Origin of the sequence: Bacillus sp. CGMCC 1.16541 (assembly GCF_003184905.1) — a bacterium.
Classification (GTDB): Bacteria; Bacillota; Bacilli; order Bacillales; family Bacillaceae_H; genus Priestia.
In genome coordinates this window covers 41,529-61,833 of the sequence record NZ_QFRU01000020.1, presented here as the reverse complement: position 1 = coordinate 61,833, position 20,305 = coordinate 41,529, and the positions used below count along the sequence as shown (strand labels likewise).

Here is a 20,305-nt window from a genome sequence, read left to right as displayed (position 1 = left end):
AAATTATACACTCTAAAATAGAACATTATATAGTTTCATAAATACATACATCAAACATAAGGAGGAGTAACTGTGTCTTCAATTATGGTAGTAGGTGGCGATCGTTTAAAGCACATAACGGATCGGTTAGAAGGAGAAGGATTCAAACAAATTATTCATTTAGATGGTCGTAAGAGTAACATGGTAAAGAGAGACATACCAGATCACATTGGGTTCATTTTAGTCATTACCGATTTTATTAATCATAATATGGCGAAAGTCATCAAAGAAAAGGCAAAAAAACAGCAAAAACCAATCTATTTTGTTAAGCATTCATGGAGTGCCATTCGTAAAGTAATTGAGCAAGCGTAGCTCTATAGTTGTTCTTTAAAAGCAGAGTGCTTAAAGGATGAGGAAGATATATTGACGATGTTTATGTAAGTAGTAAAGGAGAGAATAGGGTGTCTGATGTATTATTAATTTATGCAAGTATGTCTGGAAATACGGAAGCCATTGCGGATATTTTAGAAGAAGAATTAACAAAAGAGAGCATTTCTGTCACTCGTAAAGAAGCATTTGAAGTGGATGTTAGTGACTTACTAGAATTCAATCATATTCTTTTAGGTGCTTACACGTGGGGAGATGGAGAACTGCCAGATGAATTTCTAGACCTCTATGACGAACTGGAATCAATTAGTTTAGAAGGTAAAAGAGTGGGTGTGTTTGGGTCAGGAGACACAGCCTATGATATTTTCTGCGGAGCGGTGGATCTGATCGAGGAGAAAGTAAAAGAATTACATGGTGAATTGATAGCGGAGGGCCTAAAAGTAGAACTTGCACCATTTGGAGAAGATGTTGAAAAGTGTAAGAGTTTTGCTGCATGTGTAATCGCTAATATGAAAGTAAATGCATAATAAAAAGGGTATTTCAAAAAGAACATAACGTACTTTTTTGAAATACCCTCATTTTGTTAATAAGGCTTCTTTTTGACATATTCTTTGTTTTGTTTCATAAACAATCGCCAGAAGTAATAAAAACCAGGAAACAAAATGGCAAATCCGACGATGTATGAAATAAACAATGCACGAAAAGCATTAGGGTGAGTAAACCCTGTTTCAATAGTTACTTCAGGATAGACAATGTAAGGAAGATGTCCCCGTCCATATGCATAACTAGCAAAGAAGTATTGCAATAAAACCGCTACGACAGCTAAGCGAGGCATTCCTTTTTGTCCTTTGTATGGCATCATTAACGCAATTCCAGCAACAACAAACATCGCAACAGAAGCAAATAAAGCCCATTTAAAGTCCATCATATTGGAAAATAACCAATTGGCTTCATTACGCATCGTAATCATAATAAATGCAGCCATAATTAACGAAATGGGTCCAGTAATGAGAGCATCTCTTCGATAGATATCATATGCTCTTAGCTCATCAGAAGACTTGGAATAATCTGCTAAGAGCAAAGAGGATAAAAAGAGAGACGAACTAACAGCAAATCCAATAAATGCATACACGTGTACACTTGTGAACACACTGATTAAATTTAGCTTTTGATTTCCATCAATCGTATCAATATAACCACCTTGACTAACAGGAAGTACACAAATGAGAAAGGCAGGAATTAATACACCTGAAATCCCAGAAATATACGTTAAAGCTTTTTGATGACGATAACCTTTTGTATAGTTTGCAAATACAAGGAAGCCACTTCGTAATGCTAGTAACAAAAGAATAATGCTTCCTGGAATGAGAAGAACTGTTCCTAATGTAAATGTCGCACCAGGGAAAAAGCTAAATAAGGCAACAACAATGGCTACAATAAATACGTTTGTCACTTCCCATGTAGGAGAGAGGTACGTGTTGGCGATATTTGTTGCATTTGTTTGTTCGCGGTTAATGTAAATCATTGACCAAAACCCAGCACCAAAATCCATCGTTCCCATTAATGCATAGATGAAAATAAATCCCCAAACAACCGTAATAGCAATAACCGAATCTGTCATAGTAGTATCACGTCCTTATGGCTTAACATGTGCAGCAATTTCTTTTGATAATGGATTGCGCTTAAAGTAATAAATCAATACAAGCGCAACAGCGGCCATTAATACAACATAAATAATGAGAAACAATGTGAATAGAAAGCCTAAATTAGCAGATGTTGTTACCGATTCAGAAGTACGCATGATTCGGTAAATCACCCAAGGTTGTCTTCCTGTACAAGCAAAAATCCATCCAAACTCAATGGAAGCCATAGATAAAGGGCCAGCTAAAACAAACGCCCACATAAATGGTTTTGGAAACGTTTTTTTCTTCAAAAACTTATACCAGATGATTCCAACAATTGATAAAAGAATCAATAAAGAGCCAATTCCTACCATAGCATTAAAAAGCGTATGCACGAAGAGAGGTGGCCAATAGTCTTCTGGAAAATCATTTAATCCAACCACGACAGTATCGAATCGGTCATTGGCTAAAAAACTTAAAGCCCAAGGAATTTCGATTCCCCATTTCACTTCTTGGGTCTCCCGATCGGTATATCCTCCGATAGCAAGTGGAGCATAACTTTGTGTTTCAAACAATCCTTCTGCAGCAGCAAGCTTTTCTGGCTGATATTCATGAAGAAGTTGTGCTGATTCATGTCCGTTTAAAGCGGTAAGGAATGAAAAGATGCCCCCTACAACTAATCCCATCATTAATGCCTTGTGATGAAATTTATATAATCGAGGGTCTTTCTTTCGTGTTTTTAACATTTTATAAGCTGCGATGGAAGCGATGATAAATGCACCCGTCATGTAAGCAGATACAGCCACATGCCCTGCGGTTACAAGAAAGCTTGGATTAAAGAAGGCAGCCCATGGATCTACATCCACAATCTCGCCATTTTCAATTCGAAACCCTGCTGGAGTCCCTTCAAAAGCATGGACATTTGTAATTAATACAGCGGAACCAACTGCCCCAAGTGCAACAAGTACTAAACTGATAATACGCATTTTGCGTGAAATGCGATCGGCTGCATACACGTAAATCGAGAGAAAAAGTGCCTCAATAAAAAAAGCATAGATTTCAATCTGAAAAGGCAGAGACATTACTTTCCCAACAACTTCCATGAACCCAGGCCAAAGCAAAGCTAATTGAACACCAGCAATTGTCCCGGTAGGAATAGCCACTCCTAAAAGAATTGCCTGTGCTTTTGTCCAACGTTTTGCCATTAATTCATAATCTTTGTCTTTTGTTTTTTGATACATCAATTCAGCCAGTAAAATCATGAGGGGAATCCCAACACCAAGTGTGGCAAAGATGATGTGAACACCCATTGTCATACCAAACATCGATCGTGCAGTGACGAGATGATCCATTGGAAATCAACCTTTCAAATAGAGTAGTGATGCCCATTATTGTCCACTTTTTACCACGAATTATGCATAAATAGGAAATCATATTTTAGCAAGTTTAACAATCATAAATAAGAATCATCACGATGTGATAGAAGAGATTAAGATATAAAAGGAGAGATAGTATGAAGCCAAATACATATCCAGAATATAAAAAGGTTTTATTTATGAATACAAAAAGTGGATTTAAGTTCTTAACGGGCTCTAAAAAATGGTTAAATGAGACAATTGAGTGGGAAGATGGTCATACGTATCCATTAATTAAAGTAGAAGTTAGTTCTGATTTACACCCGTTCTACACAGGTAGACAGAAATTTGCTGATCGTGGTGGGCGTGCAGATCGCTTTATGCAAAAATACAGCATAAAACAAAAATAAACCAGCCGAATGACTGGTTTATTTTTTAGTTTAACGCTTTTTTCAGTGTCTTAATGTTTTTCTCCATAATTGAGAAATAATCATCATTGTTTTCGACGTCTTCTTTTGTAGCAGACTCTAAGTTATGAAGAGTTAAAGCTTCTGCGCCAATTTCTTTTTGAACAAGTTCAGCAATTTTAGGCTGTAAGTTTTGTTCAAAGATGACGTGTTCAATGTTATGCTCTTTTGCTTCTTTGATAATTGCTTGTAATTGTTTTTGTGATGGCTCGTTTGTTGGAGACAAACCAGCAACACTAAGTTGTTTCAATCCGTAACGTTTTTCCCAGTAACCGTAAGCAGCATGTGCCACAAGAATTTCTTTCTTCGACGCATTTTCAATTGTGTCTTTAAATTCTTGATCGAGTGCTGTTAAATCGGCTTTTACTGTTTCAAAGTTTTTTTCGAAATCTTCTTTTGCCTCAGGCTTTAATTCAATAAGTGAATCTTTAATGTTTTCAGCTAGACTAATAGAAAGAACTGGATCAATCCATACATGTGGATCTTCGTCACCATGGTTGTGTCCATGATCATCATGATTTTCTTCTTCGTGAGCATGATCGTCATGACTTTCTTCATTTTTGGATAGTTCAATCCCTTGAGCGGCTTCAACAAGTTGAACGTCTTCGTTTGCTAATGTTTTCTTTGCACTATCCACAAATCCTTCTAATCCAATACCAGAATAAATAAATGCATCTGCTTGAGCGAGATTTACCATTGTTTTAGACGTAGGTTCAAATGTGTGCGCATCGACCCCTGGAGGGAACACACTCTCTACATCTACATGTTCACCACCAATTTTAGCTGTGAAGTCTTGTAGAGGATAAATGGTTGTATATATTTTTAATTTTTCATCTGCATTGCTAGTAGAACCCGCTTCTTCCTTTGCGTCAGATCCGCATCCAGAAAGAACGGTTCCTGCTCCTAAGAGTAAAGCCATTAATGTCGCTTTTAGCTTCATTTACGTTTTCTCTCCTTTTTCTTTGTTCTCTATTTTTATGACCTAGGTCATTATATCGTAAGTGTTACGATTTGAAAACAAGAAAATTATGACGCAACGGTGAACGGAGGTAGGGGATCACGGAACGTTGACCAATCTTGCTCCATTTCTTCATCTGTTAACAAACATGTGTCCAATGAGTTCTCCACTTCATCTCTATTCATATCTAGACCAATAAAGACCAACTCATTCATACGGTCACCAAATTTTTCATCCCACTTTTGGAGCAATTCAGGCTCTTCTTTTAATGTTTGTTGCTTTTCTTCTTCTGAGTAAGCGGCTACCCATTCGCCAGCACCTTGAATCATAATTGAAGTTCCAGCTTGAGATAGTAGTCCAGAAAAATCGTTTCGGGAAGCCAACCAAAAGAAGCCTTTTGCACGTACCACATCTACTGGCCAGTCTTCTAACCAACTCATGAAACGTTCTGGGTGGAAAGGACGCTTTCTACGATAAACAAATGAAGAGATACCGAATTCTTCTGTTTCAGGTGTGTGGTGCTCTTGATTCAACTCTTTAATCCAACCAGCTGCTTGACTAGCTTTATCAAAATCAAATGTGTTTGTATGTAACACTTCGGATAAAGCTACTCTACTGTTTACAGTTTGAATGATTTTTGCTTCAGGATTCAATTTGCGCAATACGTTTTCTAATTCGATAGCGTCTTCTTCTTCTAACAAGTCGACTTTATTTAATAAAATGACATTGGCAAACTCTACTTGATCAATGAGTAAATCGACTACTTCGCGTGTATCATTTTCATCTGTACCTTCTTTGCGATCTAGTAAACTTTCTCCGCATGAAAAGTCTTCCCAAAAGCGGTTGCCATCTACAACTGTTACCATCGTGTCTAATTGACAAACTTTTGTTAAGTCAATTCCTAATTCTTCATCGATGTAAGTGAACGTTTGAGCAACGGGAACTGGCTCACTAATTCCAGATGACTCAATCACAATGTAATCGATACTTCCTCCTTGCACCAGTCGTTCTACTTCTTTCATTAGGTCATCACGCAATGTACAGCAAATACAGCCGTTTTGCATTTCAACTAGCTTTTCTTCTGTACGAGAGAATCCACCTTGATTGACTAAGTCAGCATCAATATTTACTTCGCTCATATCATTGACGATAACAGCGACCTTTAAGCCTTCACGGTTTTGTAAAATATGATTAAGTAAAGTGGTTTTCCCAGAACCTAAGTAGCCACTTAATACAGTAACAGGGACTTTTTTCATTTATGTTTCCTCCTGAGTTTAAATAAGAATTATTACGATTTAACTTTTACATCATACAGAATAATTGTGTATAATACAAGAGAGAAGTTTAAAAAGAGAACTACATTTTTATTAAATGAAGATGAGTTTCTATGATAAGATAGTAAATGTAGCTATCTATAGCTTCGTATGCTTATAATAAATGATATAGTCAACAATGAAGGGGAGAGTAGAGGTATGAGTTTACTAAAGGATGTCTTAACGTATAATGAAAAATTTGTAGATGAAAAAGAATATGAAAAGTATCATACGACGAAATTTCCAGATAAGAAGTTAGTTATTCTATCTTGTATGGACACAAGGTTAGTGGAATTATTACCAAGAGCAATGAATCTTCGTAATGGAGATGTGAAAATCGTTAAAAATGCTGGAGCGATAGTATCTCATCCGTTCGGAAGCATTATGCGCAGTATTCTAGTAGCTGTGTATGAGCTAAACGCTGATGAAGTGTGTGTTATCGGTCATCATGATTGTGGAATGGGGAAACTGACACCTGAATCCATTATTGAAAAGATGCAAGACAAAGGGATATCTGAAGATGTATTTAATACACTTGAATATTCAGGTGTAGAGTTAGACAAATGGTTAAGAGGCTTTAATTCAGTGGAAGAAAGTGTAGCACATAGTGTGGAGACAATTAAAAATCATCCGCTATTTGCAAAAGAAATTCCTGTACATGGCTTAGTCATTGACCCAGGCACAGGAAAATTAGATTTAGTTGTGGATGGATATGAAACTAAATAATTAACGATGTGACGGTTTCTTTTCAGGGACTTCATCGATGCCACCTGGGTGAAACGGGTGGCATTTTAAAATTCGTTTAATGGTGAGCCAACCACCTTTAATGGCTCCAAAACGTTTAATCGCTTGAAGTCCGTAGTGAGAACATGTTGGATAGAAGCGACATGTCGGGGGCTTTAGGGGAGAGATGGCTTTTTGATAAAAACGAATAACGGCTAAAAAGAATTTAGCTAACATGTTATGATTCACAATCCTTTTTCATATACTTTGAGGTTACTATAGACGATTTTGTATCCAAAATGCAACCAAATTAAGTAAAACAGATTAAATTGATGAAATATATCGGAATTAATTGTATGATATAATAAGAGCTAAAAAAAGGAGTGGTAACTATGCCATCAGTAGAAAGTTTTGAACTTGATCATAATGCCGTAAAAGCACCTTATGTGAGACACTGTGGTGTTCACAAAGTAGGTAGCGACGGAGTTGTAAATAAATATGATATTCGTTTCTGTCAACCAAATAAACAAGCAATGAAACCAGATGCGATTCACACACTTGAACACTTATTAGCGTTTAATATTCGTACTCACGCAGAGAAGTACGATCATTTTGACATCATTGACATTTCACCAATGGGTTGTCAAACAGGGTACTATTTAGTAGTAAGTGGTGAACCAACTGTTCGTGAAATTATTGATCTTTTAGAAGATACAATGAAAGATGCTGTTGAAATTGTTGAGATTCCAGCGGCAAACGAAAAGCAATGTGGTCAAGCGAAACTTCACGATTTAGAAGGTTCAAAGCGTCTTATGCGTTTTTGGTTAGAGCAAAGCAAGGAAGATTTAGAGAAAGTATTTGGATAAAAAACAAGAGCTGACGTGTCGTCAGCTCTTGTTTTTTTTTATCCACTGTTTACAAGTAATTGAGCGGCTTGTCGAGCTCCTAATTATCATTCACTGCTTGTTATAACGAGAATCTTCACCCTCTAAATTTGGATTATTCTCTAGTGAGTCTACTGTATGTTTGTAGTCGTATGCCTTTGAAGTTGTGACGACACTAAGTATGAGGACAATGGCGACAATTAAAATTGAAATAATAAGAATTGTGTATAACATTTGAAATCCCCTTTTTCTTTTCCTGACGGTTATAATCTTGCTTTTATCTTACCATAATAAAACGTGTAAGAAGTTCAAAAGAAGGTTTTAACTATTTAAAACCGGGTAATATTACAATATAAGGAGTGAGATGAATGTCAAAACAATTAACAGATGTTGTAAACAATCAAATTGCGAACTTTAGTGTGTTGTACATTAAACTACATAATTACCATTGGTACGTAAAGGGTGAGCAGTTCTTTACGCTTCATGAAAAGTTTGAAGAGCTATACAATGAAGTAGCAACAAATATTGATGATCTAGCAGAACGTTTATTGGCATTAGAAGGTAAGCCGGTAGCTACAATGAAAGAGTGTCTTGCAATGTCAAGTATTCAAGAAGCAAGCGGTAACGAAACTGCTACGGATATGGTAGGAACACTTGTATCAGACTTTGATACATTAACAAAAGAATTAAAAGAAGGAATGGATGTTGCTGGAGAAGTAGATGATGAAACAACGGGTGATATGTTGTTAGCGATTCATAAGAGCTTTGAGAAGCATGCATGGATGTTAAAATCATTCCTTGGTAAATAGATAGATGAAGAAGGAAGCACGGCCAACATAATTGGTTATGCTTCCTTTTTTTATTCACAATCAGTTGGTAGTCAAAACGTCTCTTCCACTTTTTGTTGGACGTAAGGAAATAGAACAGAGTGTATGTCTTCTCTACTCATAGTTTGAATGACACTTGTCAGCTGTTCTTTTGTCATCCTTGAAAGAAATGAGTGAACGAGAGTGTCTACATCTTCATGGTCTCTTTGTCCTTTAAGGCTCACATCTTTATGTAAAGAATTAATCCAATCCACCTTATTCACCTGTCCTTCTTTGATGAAAATACTTATTTCTACATAAGAACATGTTTATTCTTTGCTTCATATTATAAAGATATAAGTCATTTTTCATAAGGAGGAATGGAATATACAAAAATATAGCTTACTGGCTCTTTCAGGCTTAGGTTCACTTTCTGTTTTTTGGTTTGGTGGATGGGACTACCTATTGACGGTATTAGTAGCATGTGTAGCATTGGATTATATAACGGGTGTGTTAGCTGCTTTTGTTCAAAAAAATATATCAAGCAAAGTTGGGGCAAAAGGAATCACCAAGAAAATATTTATATTCATATTAGTAGCTGTAGCCAACTTTTTAGATGTTTTGCTGTGGGACAACCACCTTATTCGTGATGCCACCATCTTATTTTATATTGCAAATGAAGTAATCTCGATTACAGAAAATGCAGGAATCGTAGGGTTGCCCATTCCAGAGCCCATCTTAAAAGCAATTGAACAGCTTAAAAATCGCTTGAAATAGTAGTAGATGCATAAACAAGCTCATTAATTGGCATAAGTAAGATAGAGAAGAAAAAAGGAGCTGCTGGCATTGGAACAACATAAGAAAACCTATTATATCTCACTAGGATCAGGAGAAATTTCACAAGTACGATCAGCTTCTGAATGGAGTTATGAAATTGAAGCAACAGAAGATGAAATCACAACATTGCGAGAGTATTTTGATCAACGTTTCTCAAGTGATTGGCAAGGTTTCTTTCGTGCTCATGTCCCTTACTTAGAGTATCATTATGACCGTCAAAATGATGCTTATGATCAAACGACAACAAAAGTTTTCGAGATGTTATATAACTTAGGAAGCAATGAAACGCGCCAACATATTGAACAGATGGGGATTTTATCACAAAGTAAGGAGTAGTTCACAGTGAATTACTCTTTTTTTAAAATTAACTACTTTTTCTGATAAGAAGCCCTTTAATTATGATAAAATGATAAAAAAATTAAATGGGGCTTGAAAAGACAATGTACACGTTTAAGGATGCATATAATAACCAAGTATTTTTATCGTTTGAACGTCATCCATTCTCAAAAGCACCACGTCATGTTTGGGTTGTATGTACTTATAATGGCCAATGGTTGCTGACGAGACACTCAAAACGAGGAATGGAGTTTCCTGGTGGGAAATTAGAGGCAGGAGAGACACCTGAACAAGCTGCAGTACGTGAAGTATTTGAAGAAACCGGTGGAAAAGTTGATGCACTGACGTATATTGGGCAGTATAAAGTAGTAAATAAAGGCGCACCAATTATTAAAAATATTTATGTTGCAACAATTAGTGAATTAATTGAACGACAAGATTACTTAGAAACAAAAGGTCCAGTCCTCTTAGATAACCTTCCACCTTCTATTCAAAAAGAAGAGACCTTTAGTTTTATTATGAAAGATAATGTGCTTCAATACGTGATGAAGTATATAAAACGAATGAACACAACCAAATAAATAACTCTTTGTACTGAAAAGGAGCGCGGGCTGGACCAAAAGAGGTAGAGAACATCTCTTTTGATCTAGCCCCATTTTTTATTTAATTATCTTTTTCTTTGATTAATTTTCGTTCCATGTAGTTAACAACTTGATACATTACTGTAGCGCATACAGCGATTAGCAATAAACTTAGTAATACAAGAGTAAAGTTGAATACTTGAAAGCCATAAATAATCATGTACCCTAATCCTTTAGATGAAACGAGAAATTCTCCGACAATAACCCCTACCCACGATAATCCTACATTTACTTTGAAAGTAGAAATAATGGCTGGCAAAGAAGCCGGAAGAACCGCTTCTTGGAAGCATTGATTTTTAGTCGAGTTAAACGTTTTTAACAGTTTGATGTAGTTTTCATCTACTTCTTTAAAAGCGGTGTAGACGACAATGGTTGTAATAATGACTGAAATGATAGCACCCATAACAAGAATGGAAAAAAAACCAGGCCCAATTGCTACAATTAAAATAGGACCTAACGCTACTTTCGGCATGGCATTTAAAACAACGAGGTAAGGATCTAATACACGAGCCAATCGAGGGGAATACCAGAGAGCAGTCGCCAATAATACACCAGCTAATGTTCCAAGGATAAACCCTAACACGGTCTCAAATAATGTAAACGTGATGTGTGGAAGTAAAGATCCGTCAGCTAGTTTTGTGATGAATAACGTCCAAATCTTAGATGGGGAACTAAAAATTAATGGATCAATCCACTGATAGGTAGAAGCAATCTCCCAAAGTGAAAAGAAGGAAATAAAAATAAGTGTTTGGAGCATTAAAATGACACGTTGTTCTTTTTTTAAGCTATTTTTATATTGTTGATGAAGGGAGCTAATCGTTGCTTTTTGATTCAAGGTCATCAAGCTCCTTCCATATACGCTGAAACAATTCATTGTACGTAGGATGCTGCCTCGCTTCAAAAGGCGAGAGTGTTCGAAGTTCTTGTGGTACAAGAAATGTTTTAGCAATCGTTCCAGGTCGATTAGACAGAAGAAAGATACGAGTGCTCATCGCAATGGCCTCTCCAATGTCATGTGTGACTAATACAGCTGTTTTCTTTAAAGACATTAATGTTTTTGAAACAAGCTCTTCTAATTTTAGTTTCGTTTGAAAATCTAGCGCTGAAAAGGGCTCATCTAGTAGTAGGATAGATGGATCAATGGCAAGTGTACGTACCAGTGCAACACGTTGTCGCATGCCTCCTGAGAGTTGGCGAGGGTACAGATTTTCGACATCTGTAAGGCCGATGCTTTTTAATAAGTGAAGAGCAAGCTCTTCTTTTTCTTTTGTGTATTCTTTACGCATTTTTAAGCCAAGAAGTATATTTTCTTTAATGGTTTTCCATGGGAATAGGTAATCTTGTTGTAGCATATATCCAATTCTTGAATCATTCGTATAGATGTCTTCGTTATTGATGGTCACACGGCCTTCAGTCGGTTTGAGGAGTCCAGCGATAATTGAAAGCAACGTAGTTTTTCCACAGCCACTAGGGCCGAGAAAGGAGACGAATTCTCCCTCCTCAATTGATAAATCAATGTTTTGCAAAGCGGTAATCGCAGATTCTTTTGTAAAATACGTATGGTGAACGCGATGGACATGTAGTTTGGACATGTCAATTCTCTCCTTATTCAGAGATTACCTTTTCGGCAAAGCTCGTATTGACGAGTTCAGAATAGTCTACTTTAGTTGGAAGTTCTCCTGCTTCGTTCATAATGTTTTGAAGGTTATTCCAAGATTCTTCAGGTAACAATGGAGTTGTAGCATAAGATTGTTGAGCTTTATAACGTTCAACGACAGTTTCGATGATATCAAGTGGTGTGTCTTCAAATTGAGGTTGAATGGATTCAGCGATTTCTTTAGAGCTGTGTGTGTCTACCCATTGTTGAGCTTTATAAATAGCACGAGTGAACTTTTCGATTGCTTCCGTATTTTCGTTGATAAAGCTTTTTTTACTCATAAAAGTGGTATAAGGGACGTTTCCGGATTCTTCACCAAAAGAAGCAACAATGGTACCTCGCCCCTCTTTTTCAAAAATACTAGCGGTTGGTTCAAATAGTTGCACATAATCACCAGTGCCAGATGCAAATGCATTTGCAATGTTAGCAAAATCAACATTTTGAATTAAATCTAAATCATTTTGAGGGTCAATGTTATGTTGTTTAAGAACGTATTCTCCTACCATTTGAGGCATACCACCTTTACGTTGTCCTAGGAAGGTGGTTCCTTTCAATTGCTCCCATGAGAATTCGCTAACTTTTTCACGTGAAACAAGGAATGTACCATCCGTTTGTGTGAGCTGAGCAAAGTTAACGACAGGATCATTTGCTCCTTGTGCGTACACATAAATGGATGTTTCAGCTCCTACTAATGCAATGTCAATTCCGTTAGACAGGAGAGCAGTCATCGTTTTGTCTCCACCCCAAGTCGTCTGTAGCTTAACATCTAATCCTTCTTCTTCAAAGAACCCTTCTGAAAGAGCTACATATTGAGGAGCATAAAAAATAGAGTGTGTAACTTCTCCAACACGTAATGTGTACGTTTCTTCTTGTTTATTACACGAAATAAGTGGAACAATTAGTATAAAGACAGCAACGAATGATAAAAGCCATTTTACTTTTTTCTTCATACGTTATTCAATCCTCCTTGAAAGTACAAAGATACTCTATGATAAAGTATGAAGGGAGTAGGTGTTTGGTGAGTGCCTAAGCCAAAATGAAATGTGAACATATTGGAGAGATAAAAAGATGGATAATGGTTTAATTATAGACAAGCAAAGGTTTCCTTCTCCTAATCCAGCAATCGAGCTGTATATTGTTACATATATATCTAATGGATTGAAAGTAAAAGGGTTACTAGCCGAACCGAAAGCAGAAGGAATGTATGATGGCTTTTTATATTTAAGAGGTGGCATAAAGAATGTCGGCATGGTACGGGTTGGACGAATTGTTCAATTTGCATCGGAGGGATTTATTGTCATGGCACCTTTTTATCGAGGGAACCAAGGAGGGGAAGGAAATGAAGACTTCGCTGGTGATGACCGAGAAGATGCGTTGTCAGCTTACGACTTGTTACAAAATCATCATCGTGTAAGTAGAGATCGTATCCACATCTTCGGCTTTTCTCGTGGCGGGGTAATGGCCTTGTTTACAGCTATTTTGCGTCAACATGCGCGTTCTCTTGTGTTATGGGGAGGCGTGAGTGATATGACACTTACTTATTATGAAAGAGAAGATTTACGAAGAATGATGAAAAGAGTAATCGGGGGAACTCCTCATAAATATCCCGAACGCTACGACTGGCGAACACCTTTACATACACTTGAAGAACTCAATGCGCCAGTGTTACTTATTCATGGTGCAAAAGATCGAAACGTATCAATTGATCACGCATATAAAGTAGAAAATCGACTAAAGGAGCTTAACAAGCAAGTAGAAAGCTGGTACTTTAAAACTTTCACTCATTATTTTCCGCCTGTTACAAATCGCGAAACCGTTTATAAATTAACAAGATGGATGAAAAGTCAATAATGATACTGGGAGTTTTCCTTTTAAAATAGACGTTGTACAATACAAGAAAGAAAAAAGGGAGGATTTTAAATGGGAATGCCATTAGAACTAAACACGATGATTGTGACAAAAGGATTAGAAAAACGACTAGATGAGAATCTTTTTATGTTAGAAAAAGAGGGGTACCGCTTGTATCCGTTAGATATCCCAATTGGTGTACATAAAACGAAAGAGGGAGAGCGTACAGGAACAGGAGTCATTCGTAAAGTAGAGCTTGTTCATAATCAAACAAGAATTACATATGAGTTAGTAAAATTAAATTCCACTAATTAAACGTAAGGAAACGACCTCATGGGGTCCGTTTTGAACCCTTATTCTATAAAAATAAGAGAGTCCTTTTCAGCACCCTGATAAGGACTCTCTTTTTACGCGCATACTCTTAGTTTAAGGGACCACCAGCATCTTTTATTTCGCTTGGAACGTTTGAGAACTTCTTGAAGTTTTCTTTGAACTTTGAAGCTAGTTCTTTTGCTTTTTCTTCGTATTGAGAAGCATCAGTCCAAGCTTTTGCTGGTTGTAACACTTCATCAGGCACACCAGGCACATGAATTGGAATTTCTAATCCGAATATACCGTCTTTAACCGTTTCAGCGTTCGACAGCTCACCTTCTAATGCCGCTCGAACCATGGCACGTGTGTAACGTAGCTTCATACGCTCACCAACACCATATTCTCCACCAGTCCATCCTGTATTCACAAGATAAACGTTTACATTATGTTCGTCGATTTTCTTTCCTAACATTTCTGCATATGTTGTTGCAGGTAAAGGTAAGAAAGGAGAACCGAAGCATGTAGAGAACGTTGCTTGTGGAGATGTGACGCCGCGCTCCGTTCCTGCTAGTTTACTAGTATAACCGCTTAAGAAGTGATACATTGCTTGTTCTTTCGTTAATTTACTAATTGGAGGTAAGACTCCAAAAGCATCTGCTGTTAAAAAGACGATTGCTGTAGGATGGCCAGCAACACTTGGGTCTACAATGTTATCAATTGCTTGAATTGGATATGCTGCACGTGTATTTTCAGTTAGAGAATTATCATCATAATCTGCTAATCTCGTATCGTAATCAATGGTCACATTCTCAAGAACCGCACCGAAGCGGATGGCATTAAAGATTTGTGGTTCTTTTTCTTCAGATAAGTTGATGCATTTGGCGTAACAACCACCTTCGACATTAAACACTCCAGAGCTAGACCAACCGTGCTCATCATCGCCAATTAATCGTCGATTTGCATCTGCAGATAATGTTGTTTTTCCTGTTCCAGATAATCCAAAGAATAATGCTACATCACCTTCATTGCCAACATTAGCGGAGCAATGCATAGATAAAATATCTTTTTGAGGAAGGATGAAGTTCATAACTGAGAAAATCGATTTTTTCATCTCACCTGCATACTCTGTTCCACCAATTAAAATAATCTTTCGTTCAAACGAAATCATAATAAACGTTTCAGAGTTTGTTCCATCTACAACAGGATCTGCTTTGAAATTTGGCGCAGATACAATAGTGAATTCTGCAGCATGAGACGTTACGTTCTCTTCAGTTGGACGAATGAAAAGTTGGTGAGCGAACAGGTTATGCCAAGCGTATTCGTTAATGACGCGAATTGGCAGTGTGTACTTTGCGTCTGCGCCTGCGTAGCCATTAAACACAAATAACTCATCTTTTTCTTTTAAGTACGCTAACACTTTCTTATATAATGAATCAAATTTCTCAGCAGAAAATGGTTTGTTTACTTTACCCCAATCAATCAACTGTTTTGTCGTTTCTTCTTCTACAATAAACTTATCTTCTGGCGAACGTCCTGTATATTTTCCTGTTTCTACACGTACGGCCCCTGTAGATGTTAACGTTCCTTCACTGCGTTGTAGCACTTTCTCTACGAGTTGAGGCACTGAAAGATTCTGTTGAATTGTTTGTAGTTTAAGTAGTTCAGATAACTCAATAGACATATCCACTGTACTCATTTGCAATACCATCCTTTGTTTTTTGTTGCAATACAATAAATTTATAATTAGTATAACACATTTATATTAATAGTCTATACTAATTATCGCGAATTGTTTATATATCGTGTAAAAATAGGCGTAGTTTAAATGATTATTTTACAGATTAAATTTGTGAAACATGCATTCGTGATCAACGGTTTCTTCATTTGCCTTCTTTACTTGTATGACAACTACATTGTAAAGCGCTTTCAAAAAGACTTCAACTACTTTATATCATTTATAGATATTTCTATAAAAAGATTTGAAAAAATAACAATATTTTTTACGTCAATAAGGTTGACACTTTAATGGATGTTAATGTATGATATGTCATTGAACGGATACTCTCTTATCCCGAGCTGGTGGAGGGACAGGCCCTATGAAACCCAGCAACCATCACCATTTTTTTACATATTTAGGTGATAAGGTGCTAACCTGATGCAAGGTCCAACCTTGATCGATAAGAGTGAAAGGCTAAGTTGAATTTGATACCTTTCCTCGAAATTAAGGAAAGGTTTTTTATATTTTCAATTGTTTTTATGAACAATAATAAGGGAAATGAGTACCGTATCACTATGGAACTGTATTAAAGGAGGAAAATTGATGTCAACGAAACGTCGTTTATTTACGTCAGAATCTGTAACAGAAGGTCATCCGGATAAAATTTGTGATCAGATTTCTGATTCAATTCTTGATGCAATTTTAGCAAAAGACCCAAATGCTCGTGTAGCTTGTGAAACAAGTGTTACAACTGGTTTAGTATTGGTTAGTGGTGAGATTACAACATCTACGTATGTAGATATTCCAAAAACGGTACGTGAAACAATTAAGGAAATTGGTTATACACGTGCAAAATACGGTTTTGATGCGGAAACTTGTGCAGTATTAACATCAATTGATGAGCAATCTGCAGATATCGCAATGGGTGTTGATAAGGCTTTAGAAGCTCGTGAAGGTCAGATGACTGACGAGGAAATCGAAGCAATCGGTGCTGGAGACCAAGGTTTAATGTTTGGTTTTGCTTGTAACGAAACAAAAGAGTTAATGCCACTTCCAATTTCATTAGCTCATAAATTAGCTCGTCGTTTAACAGAAGTGCGTAAAGAAGAAATCCTTCCTTACCTTCGTCCAGATGGAAAGACTCAAGTAACAGTTGAATATGATGAAAATAACAAACCAGTTCGTATTGATACAATTGTTATTTCAACTCAACATCATCCAGAAATTACGTTAGAGCAAATTCAACGTAACTTAAAAGAATATGTCATTAATCCAGTTGTTCCTCAAGAGTTAATCGATGAGAATACAAAGTACTTTATCAACCCAACAGGTCGTTTCGTAATCGGTGGTCCTCAAGGTGATGCTGGTTTAACAGGTCGTAAAATCATCGTAGATACGTACGGTGGATATGCTCGTCACGGTGGTGGAGCATTCTCTGGTAAAGATGCTACAAAAGTAGACCGTTCTGCTGCATATGCAGCTCGTTACGTTGCGAAAAACATCGTAGCTGCAGGCCTTGCTGATAAATGTGAAGTTCAGTTAGCATATGCAATTGGTGTTGCGCAGCCAGTATCTATCTCAATTGATACATTTGGTACAGGTCAAGTATCTGAAGAAGTGTTAGTAGAAGCAGTTCGTCATAACTTTGACCTTCGTCCAGCTGGTATCATTAAAATGCTTGATCTTCGTCGTCCAATTTACAAACAAACAGCTGCTTACGGTCACTTTGGTCGTACAGACATTGATGTTCCTTGGGAGCGTACAGACAAAGCAGATGCATTAAAAAAAGCAGCATTAGGTAACTAACAAAAAGACTTCCTTTAAAGGAGGTCTTTTTGTTTATGCTAGTTGAACAGATTGTTTTCTGTTTATAACAGCTTCTTCATATTCAAGTAATAATCGCTCAAAGATGCTATCCCATGTTTGAGTTAACGCATAATTCCTTCCTTGGTGTCCAAAGTGAATACGTTTGTGTAAATCTTCTAGTAACTCTGTAGTATGATGAACAAACTCATCAACTGATTGAGGATTGCAAAGGTACCCATTTCGTCCATGTTGAATGATGGTTTTGACCCCACCTGCGTTTGCGCCAATAACAGGTGTTCCACAAGAGAGAGACTCTAATACGACATTTCCAAACGTTTCAGTAGCAGATGGGAAAACGAATAAATCAGAAGCTGCATAGATTTTTGCTAGCTGTTCACCTTGAAGAAAACCAGTGAAGGTCATATGTTCGAGAGATTCTCTTTTTAGCAGTTCCTTTAATGGTCCATCACCTACAATCAACCAATGAACTTTGTGACGGATATGAGGAGGTAACGACTTTGCAATTTCCATTAAAAGAGTGAGGTTCTTCTCAGGCGCAAGTCTACCAACGTACGTTAGGATATATGGTTTTTTTATATTATATTTAATGCGCACATCGAACCGGTCATAATGAGGATGAAACAATGTATGATCAACTCCACGTGACCAAATAGAGAGATTGGTAAACCCTTGTTGCTGTAAATGCTCTTTTGTAGATTCAGAAGGAACAAAGATTCGTTCGAGTGGTTGATGAAACCATTTCATATACTTCCATAAAAATGGAGTAAGAAAATGTAAATCATAGTAAGACAAGTATTGTTCAAAATCAGTGTGATAAGAACCGACCATTGAGATGTTCATTTTCTTTGCATAGTGTAAACCGCATAGTCCCATGTTAAAAGGAGTTGCGATATGAATAATATCTGGTTGAAATGCTTGTAGCTGTGCACGAATCTTTGGCATATTCGGTAGTGCTAAGCGACATTCAGGGTAGAGAAAAAAAGGTAGGCTCGCAAAGCGATGAATTTGTTTTGAAAATAAATCATCATTCGTACTTTCAGGAGCAAATACTTGGTAAGCAATTTTCTTATGTTCTAAATAACGGGTGAATCTTGATAATGTTTTTGCTACGCCGTTTACATCTGGTGTAAATGTATCAGTGAATAAAGCAATTTTCATCGTATCTCCCCCTATCCATTCAATGATGATGTTTTAGGTAAATAAAAACTAGTATAGACTTCCTTTACAACGTTAGAGCATAAAGAGATAAGAATCCAACAAAAGTGCCGAGAACCATTCCAGCACCAACATCGGTAGGATAGTGAAGCCCTAAATAAATACGGGATACCCCAACACTTAATGCGAACGGTAACAAAATAATTGCAAGGGATGGTACATAAAAAATAAAAGGGGTTGATATTGAGAAAATAGCTGTTGTATGGCCGGAAGGGAATGAATGATCCTTTAAAGGTTTTTCTAACACTTTTGTATTTTTAAGCTGTAAATAAGGTCTTTTGCGAGGATAAAGGCGCTTAAAAATAGCGACAGGAAGATGACTAATAGCAAGTGACAGTGCACTAGCAAGCGTAATGGTCTTTAAAGGACCACTTGTTAAAATGAACAAAGCTAAGACTGTAGTAATTGTAAAAGTTGCTCCACCTAAATGGGTAATTGTACGAAAATAAGCGTTGGCTAGTCGTCGATCAAAATGCTTGTTCACACTTTTAAATACGTAACACTCAACATCATACAATTGGCGAATCAACTTTGTTCTCATCATTTTATCCCCTTTAAGAAAAAGTGTTATTTTCATTGTAATAAGGGAATGTTTAGTGAGTAATAAGGAAATGTAAATTAATAGAAAATTTTAATTTAGTTAGAAGTCGTATGTTTAGGAGAAAGTATCGTTAGGTGATATATAGAAGTTGTTCGCTTGTGTAAAGGCGGTATACAATCTATAAGTAAGTTTTTGGAAAAACTCACTTATAGATTATGTGTGGTTGTTATACAATAAAGAGAACACGAAAATATTATCAGTTCTTGATTGAAAATAGTTACTTTAACGATTGGTAGTATTTCCCTTTTTCGACATAACTTTTTCGAATGCGATCCATGTCTTTTTGGTCGTCGTCTGTTAGTTCACGTACAACTTTAGCGGGTCTTCCAAGCGCTAATGTATGCGGTGGGATTTTTTTACCTGGTGGTACAAGGCTACCAGCGCCAATAAAAGCACCCTCACCAATTTCTGCCCCATCTAATACAATGGACCCCATCCCAATCAAGGAATTCTGGCGTAGAATCGCACTATGTAAGATGACTTGATGTCCGACCGTCACATCGTCTTCAATAATTAATGGGTTGTTCGGACTTTGATGGAGAGTCGATTGATCTTGAATATTCACTCGATTACCAATGATGGTAGGAGCGACGTCGCCACGAATGACGGTGTTAAACCAAATACTACTTTCATCTCCAATTGAAACATCGCCTGTAATTGTTACATAATCAGCAATATAGGCACTTGCTGAAATAGTAGGTGTTTTATCTTTATAAGGATAAATCATCTTACCCACCCCTTTTATAGTAGTTGAAAAAAATGAATAAATCTTCTAATGTAAGTGTACAAAGTTTTTTTCAATGAGTAAACAAAAGAAAGG

General features: G+C 36.8%; 26 protein-coding genes and 1 riboswitch. Of the genes, 12 read left to right on the top strand and 14 right to left on the bottom strand.

Going from position 1 to position 20,305, the window contains the following annotated elements; translation table 11 throughout:
- Positions 1 to 72: 72 nt before the first annotated feature.
- Both DIS06_RS15855 and DIS06_RS15850 read left to right on the top strand, forming a co-directional pair.
- Positions 73 to 351, top strand: coding sequence for a DUF2325 domain-containing protein (locus DIS06_RS15855; protein WP_110114217.1), 279 nt, complete (start codon positions 73 to 75; stop codon positions 349 to 351).
- Positions 352 to 440: 89 nt separating this feature from the next.
- The gene (locus DIS06_RS15850; RefSeq protein WP_110114216.1) at positions 441 to 893 is read left to right on the top strand and encodes a flavodoxin; all 453 of its coding nucleotides are present in this window, start codon (positions 441 to 443) and stop codon (positions 891 to 893) included.
- Between the two features lie 56 nt (positions 894 to 949).
- On the opposite strand, the gene DIS06_RS15845 is transcribed toward DIS06_RS15850, so the two are convergent.
- Positions 950 to 1,987 (bottom strand): cytochrome d ubiquinol oxidase subunit II, encoded by a 1,038-nt coding sequence (locus DIS06_RS15845; RefSeq protein ID WP_110114215.1) that lies wholly within the window; start codon positions 1,985 to 1,987, stop codon positions 950 to 952.
- A gap of 15 nt (positions 1,988 to 2,002) precedes the next feature.
- Positions 2,003 to 3,340: a cytochrome ubiquinol oxidase subunit I gene (locus DIS06_RS15840; protein WP_110114214.1), complete on the bottom strand. Its 1,338-nt coding sequence runs from the start codon at positions 3,338 to 3,340 to the stop codon at positions 2,003 to 2,005.
- A gap of 161 nt (positions 3,341 to 3,501) precedes the next feature.
- Here DIS06_RS15840 and DIS06_RS15835 point away from each other — a divergent pair, with 161 nt between their 5' ends.
- Positions 3,502 to 3,753 (top strand): type B 50S ribosomal protein L31, encoded by a 252-nt coding sequence (locus DIS06_RS15835; RefSeq protein WP_110114213.1) that lies wholly within the window; start codon positions 3,502 to 3,504, stop codon positions 3,751 to 3,753.
- Positions 3,754 to 3,778: 25 nt separating this feature from the next.
- Here the strand turns inward: DIS06_RS15835 and DIS06_RS15830 are convergent, their stop codons facing one another.
- Entirely contained in the window at positions 3,779 to 4,750 is a 972-nt protein-coding gene (locus tag DIS06_RS15830; protein WP_110114212.1) for a metal ABC transporter substrate-binding protein, read from the bottom strand.
- Between the two features lie 86 nt (positions 4,751 to 4,836).
- The gene (locus DIS06_RS15825) at positions 4,837 to 6,024 is read right to left on the bottom strand and encodes a GTP-binding protein (RefSeq protein ID WP_110114211.1); all 1,188 of its coding nucleotides are present in this window, start codon (positions 6,022 to 6,024) and stop codon (positions 4,837 to 4,839) included.
- 216 nt (positions 6,025 to 6,240) lie between these two features.
- Here DIS06_RS15825 and DIS06_RS15820 point away from each other — a divergent pair, with 216 nt between their 5' ends.
- The gene (locus DIS06_RS15820; protein ID WP_110114210.1) at positions 6,241 to 6,807 is read left to right on the top strand and encodes a beta-class carbonic anhydrase; all 567 of its coding nucleotides are present in this window, start codon (positions 6,241 to 6,243) and stop codon (positions 6,805 to 6,807) included.
- On the opposite strand, the gene yidD is transcribed toward DIS06_RS15820, so the two are convergent.
- A complete protein-coding gene (gene yidD, locus DIS06_RS15815; RefSeq protein ID WP_110114209.1) occupies positions 6,808 to 7,041 on the bottom strand; it encodes a membrane protein insertion efficiency factor YidD in 234 nt (77 codons plus the stop codon).
- Between the two features lie 155 nt (positions 7,042 to 7,196).
- On the opposite strand from yidD, the gene DIS06_RS15810 reads away from it, so the two are divergent.
- Positions 7,197 to 7,670: an S-ribosylhomocysteine lyase gene (locus tag DIS06_RS15810; RefSeq protein ID WP_110114208.1), complete on the top strand. Its 474-nt coding sequence runs from the start codon at positions 7,197 to 7,199 to the stop codon at positions 7,668 to 7,670.
- A 90-nt stretch (positions 7,671 to 7,760) separates the two neighbouring features.
- On the opposite strand, the gene ytzI is transcribed toward DIS06_RS15810, so the two are convergent.
- Entirely contained in the window at positions 7,761 to 7,922 is a 162-nt protein-coding gene (gene ytzI, locus DIS06_RS15805; RefSeq protein ID WP_110114207.1) for a YtzI protein, read from the bottom strand.
- Between the two features lie 134 nt (positions 7,923 to 8,056).
- On the opposite strand from ytzI, the gene DIS06_RS15800 reads away from it, so the two are divergent.
- On the top strand, positions 8,057 to 8,497 hold the full coding sequence (locus tag DIS06_RS15800) for a Dps family protein (protein ID WP_110114206.1): 441 nt from the start codon (positions 8,057 to 8,059) through the stop codon (positions 8,495 to 8,497).
- Positions 8,498 to 8,568: 71 nt separating this feature from the next.
- Here the strand turns inward: DIS06_RS15800 and DIS06_RS15795 are convergent, their stop codons facing one another.
- Complete coding sequence (locus DIS06_RS15795) at positions 8,569 to 8,769, bottom strand: hypothetical protein (protein WP_110114205.1); 201 nt, start codon at positions 8,767 to 8,769, stop codon at positions 8,569 to 8,571.
- A gap of 88 nt (positions 8,770 to 8,857) precedes the next feature.
- On the opposite strand from DIS06_RS15795, the gene DIS06_RS15790 reads away from it, so the two are divergent.
- The 3 genes from DIS06_RS15790 to ytkD all read left to right on the top strand — a co-directional run bounded on the left by DIS06_RS15790 (position 8,858) and on the right by ytkD (position 10,248).
- Entirely contained in the window at positions 8,858 to 9,271 is a 414-nt protein-coding gene (locus DIS06_RS15790) for a phage holin family protein (protein WP_343287507.1), read from the top strand.
- A 69-nt stretch (positions 9,272 to 9,340) separates the two neighbouring features.
- Entirely contained in the window at positions 9,341 to 9,667 is a 327-nt protein-coding gene (locus DIS06_RS15785; RefSeq protein WP_110114203.1) for a hydrolase, read from the top strand.
- A 104-nt stretch (positions 9,668 to 9,771) separates the two neighbouring features.
- Positions 9,772 to 10,248, top strand: a complete 477-nt coding sequence (ytkD, locus tag DIS06_RS15780; protein WP_110114202.1) for an RNA deprotection pyrophosphohydrolase — start codon at positions 9,772 to 9,774, stop codon at positions 10,246 to 10,248.
- Positions 10,249 to 10,330: 82 nt separating this feature from the next.
- On the opposite strand, the gene DIS06_RS15775 is transcribed toward ytkD, so the two are convergent.
- From DIS06_RS15775 to DIS06_RS15765, 3 genes are read right to left on the bottom strand one after another with little or no spacing between them, the layout of a single operon-like run.
- On the bottom strand, positions 10,331 to 11,065 hold the full coding sequence (locus DIS06_RS15775; protein ID WP_481746875.1) for an ABC transporter permease: 735 nt from the start codon (positions 11,063 to 11,065) through the stop codon (positions 10,331 to 10,333).
- 55 nt (positions 11,066 to 11,120) lie between these two features.
- On the bottom strand, positions 11,121 to 11,900 hold the full coding sequence (locus DIS06_RS15770) for an ABC transporter ATP-binding protein (protein ID WP_110114200.1): 780 nt from the start codon (positions 11,898 to 11,900) through the stop codon (positions 11,121 to 11,123).
- A gap of 13 nt (positions 11,901 to 11,913) precedes the next feature.
- Positions 11,914 to 12,915 (bottom strand): ABC transporter substrate-binding protein, encoded by a 1,002-nt coding sequence (locus DIS06_RS15765; protein WP_110114199.1) that lies wholly within the window; start codon positions 12,913 to 12,915, stop codon positions 11,914 to 11,916.
- A gap of 118 nt (positions 12,916 to 13,033) precedes the next feature.
- Here DIS06_RS15765 and DIS06_RS15760 point away from each other — a divergent pair, with 118 nt between their 5' ends.
- Positions 13,034 to 13,816, top strand: coding sequence for an alpha/beta hydrolase family protein (locus DIS06_RS15760; protein WP_110114198.1), 783 nt, complete (start codon positions 13,034 to 13,036; stop codon positions 13,814 to 13,816).
- Between the two features lie 69 nt (positions 13,817 to 13,885).
- Complete coding sequence (locus DIS06_RS15755) at positions 13,886 to 14,128, top strand: DUF2584 domain-containing protein (protein WP_110114197.1); 243 nt, start codon at positions 13,886 to 13,888, stop codon at positions 14,126 to 14,128.
- A gap of 106 nt (positions 14,129 to 14,234) precedes the next feature.
- Here DIS06_RS15755 and pckA read toward each other — a convergent pair whose 3' ends face one another.
- Positions 14,235 to 15,821, bottom strand: a complete 1,587-nt coding sequence (gene pckA, locus DIS06_RS15750) for a phosphoenolpyruvate carboxykinase (ATP) (protein WP_110114196.1) — start codon at positions 15,819 to 15,821, stop codon at positions 14,235 to 14,237.
- A gap of 367 nt (positions 15,822 to 16,188) precedes the next feature.
- A riboswitch (SAM riboswitch) is annotated at positions 16,189 to 16,309 on the top strand.
- Positions 16,310 to 16,445: 136 nt separating this feature from the next.
- On the opposite strand from pckA, the gene metK reads away from it, so the two are divergent.
- Positions 16,446 to 17,648 (top strand): methionine adenosyltransferase, encoded by a 1,203-nt coding sequence (metK, locus tag DIS06_RS15745; protein WP_110114195.1) that lies wholly within the window; start codon positions 16,446 to 16,448, stop codon positions 17,646 to 17,648.
- Positions 17,649 to 17,681: 33 nt separating this feature from the next.
- On the opposite strand, the gene DIS06_RS15740 is transcribed toward metK, so the two are convergent.
- From DIS06_RS15740 to DIS06_RS15730, 3 genes are all read right to left on the bottom strand, one after another.
- Positions 17,682 to 18,827 carry a glycosyltransferase family 4 protein gene (locus DIS06_RS15740; protein ID WP_110114194.1) on the bottom strand — a complete coding sequence of 382 codons (1,146 nt, stop codon included), beginning with the start codon at positions 18,825 to 18,827 and terminating at the stop codon, positions 17,682 to 17,684.
- 64 nt (positions 18,828 to 18,891) lie between these two features.
- Positions 18,892 to 19,425, bottom strand: a complete 534-nt coding sequence (locus DIS06_RS15735; RefSeq protein ID WP_110114193.1) for a phosphatase PAP2 family protein — start codon at positions 19,423 to 19,425, stop codon at positions 18,892 to 18,894.
- 277 nt (positions 19,426 to 19,702) lie between these two features.
- On the bottom strand, positions 19,703 to 20,212 hold the full coding sequence (locus tag DIS06_RS15730) for a gamma carbonic anhydrase (RefSeq protein WP_110114192.1): 510 nt from the start codon (positions 20,210 to 20,212) through the stop codon (positions 19,703 to 19,705).
- Between the last annotated feature and the right edge of the window lie 93 nt (positions 20,213 to 20,305).